The 2,360-nt window shown below is 70.8% G+C and carries 1 protein-coding gene and 1 pseudogene; both read left to right on the top strand.

Annotation, left to right across the window (positions count from 1 at the left end):
• The first annotated feature begins 181 nt into the window (after window positions 1-181).
• Window positions 182-484, top strand: a pseudogene (locus tag VGV13_03795) (TlpA disulfide reductase family protein).
• A complete protein-coding gene (locus tag VGV13_03800) occupies window positions 481-2,223 on the top strand; it encodes an FAD-binding protein (protein HEV8640201.1) in 1,743 nt (580 codons plus the stop codon). The pseudogene VGV13_03795 and the gene VGV13_03800 overlap by 4 nt, the downstream one beginning before the upstream one ends.
• Window positions 2,224-2,360 lie beyond the last annotated feature (137 nt).

Genomic DNA, 2,360 nt, shown 5'->3' on the forward strand with positions numbered 1-2,360 from the left:
CGCGACGGGCGCCGGTGACGTCGTCGACCTCCTCTGGGACCTCCAGATCGTTCCGCTCGAGGGGAAGACGCCGCCGCCGTTCAGGCTCGAGCGGCTCGAGGGCGGCCAGCTCGCGCTGGGCGATCTCCGGGGACGTCCGGCGCTGCTCTACTTCTGGGCGACCTGGTGACCGTACTGCACGAGGGAGTTGCCCTCGACGATCGAGCGCGTGCACCGGGAGTTCAAGGATAAGGGGCTGGCCGTGGTCGCCATCGACATCCAGGAGCCGCGTGACAAGGTTGCCGCCTGGGTGAAGACCCACAACACGTCCTTCACCGTCCTGCTCGATTCCGACGGCAGCGTGACCCGGCAGTACGGGGTCACCGTGACGCCCACCGTGTTCATCGTCGGTCGGGACGGCACGCTGCTCGGCAAGGCCCTCGGCACCAAGGCGTGGACCTCCAGCACGGGCCGCGCCCTGCTCCGGGCCCTCACGGGTTCGTGATCGGGCTCCCCGACCCCGACATCATCGACCTCGATGTCCTCGTGCTGGGCGGGGGCGGCGCGGGCCTCTGCGCCGCGCTGCATTGCGCCGACGCCTCCGCCACGCTGCAGATCGGCGTCGTCGTCAAGGGGCTGCTGGGCCGCGCGGGCTGCACGCGCATGGTGCAGGGCGGCTACAACGCGGTGCTCACCGAGCCCGATTCGCTGGACGCGCATCTGCTCGACACGCTCAAGGGCGGCGGATGGATCAACGACCAGGAGCTGGTGTGGACGCTCGTCACCGAGGCGCCCCGGCGGGTGCTCGAGCTGGAGTCGCGCTACGGCTGCCTCTTCGACCGCACCCCCGAGGGGCGCATCCACCAGAAGCCGTTCGCCGGTCAGACGCACGACCGCACCATCCACAAAGGTGACCTCACCGGCATCGAGATCATGAGTCGCTTGATGGAGCAGGTCCTGGAACGCGTCAACGTGCGGGTGTTCGAGGACTGCCGCGCGGTGGAGCTGGCTCTCGACGACGAGGGCCGCTGCGCCGGCGCGCTCGTGCTCGACATTCGCAGCGGGCGGCTCCTCGCGCTCCGCGCGCGGGCGACGCTGCTGGCGATGGGCGGCGGCCCCACGATGTACAAGGTGACCGCCTGCTCGGCCGACAAGTCCGCCGACGGTATCGCGCTCGCCTATCAGGCGGGCCTCCCGCTCCGCGACATGGAGATGATCCAGTTCCATCCCACCGGACTCGTCGTGCCCGGCTCGCTCATGACGGGGGCCCTCCTCGAGGAAGGGCTGCGCGGCGCCGGCGGCCATCTCCGCAACGGCGCGGGGGAGCGGTTCATGGCGCGCTACGATCCCGCGCGCATGGAGCGCTCCACACGCGATCTGGTGGCGCGTGCCTCGTTCCTCGAGGTCGAGGCGGGACGGGGCACGCCGAACGGCGGCGTCTGGATCGACGTTTCTCACCTCGGGGCCGGGGTGGTCGAGCGCAACTTCCGGGGGATGGTCAAGCGCTGCCGCGACTTCGGCCGCGATCTGGCCCGCGAGCCCGTGGAGGTCGGGCCCACGGCCCACTTCCTGATGGGCGGCGTCGTCATCGACCCCGGCTGCCGCACCGCCATCGAAGGGCTCTTCGCCGCCGGCGAGGATGCCGGCGGCGTGCACGGGGCCAACCGTCTGGGCGGCAATGGCGTCGCCGACTCCACCGTCTTCGGGGGCATCGCCGGAGACGCCATGGCCGCGTTCGTGGCCGACCGTCCGGCCCCCGCGCCGGCGACGACGCGCCTCGGGCAAATCGCGCGCGCGCTCGCCGCTCCGCTCGGGCGCGCGACCGGCCCCGAGCTCTACCAACTCCAGCGTGATCTGAGATCGGTGATGTGGGACAAGGCCGGATTGGTGCGAGAGGCGGCAGGTCTCGGAGCAGCGCTGAGCGAGGTGGAGCGGATCGCGGCCGGCCTGGAGAGCGTCGGCGTGCCGGGCGGCCCCGCGCTGAACCTCGCCTGGCAGGACTGGTTGAATCTCCGCAACCAGGCGACCGCGGCCAGGCTTATCATCACCAGCGCGCTCGAGCGGCAGGAGAGCCGGGGCGCCCATTACCGCCGGGACTTTCCCGAGGCCGCCACGGGCGCGCCGTACTTCGTGCGGGTGCGCCGCGCGGGGGACACGGTCGGCGTGAGCCGGGAGCCGGTCACTTTCACGCGGGCGCGCCCGGCGCCGGCCCCGGATCCGGTCACGGTCGAGATCGGCGACTAGTGCCGTTCCAACTATTCGCGCCTAGTGCCGTTCCAACTATTCGCGCCTAGGAAGGCACCGTGTACGTCGTTCGTGGACAGATTTAGTATCAACAAGTTGGAACGGCACTAGGAAGGCACCGTGTACGTCGTTCGTGG

The sequence above is a fragment of the Candidatus Methylomirabilota bacterium genome (assembly GCA_036001065.1).
GTDB lineage: Bacteria > Methylomirabilota > Methylomirabilia > Rokubacteriales > CSP1-6 > MNEF01.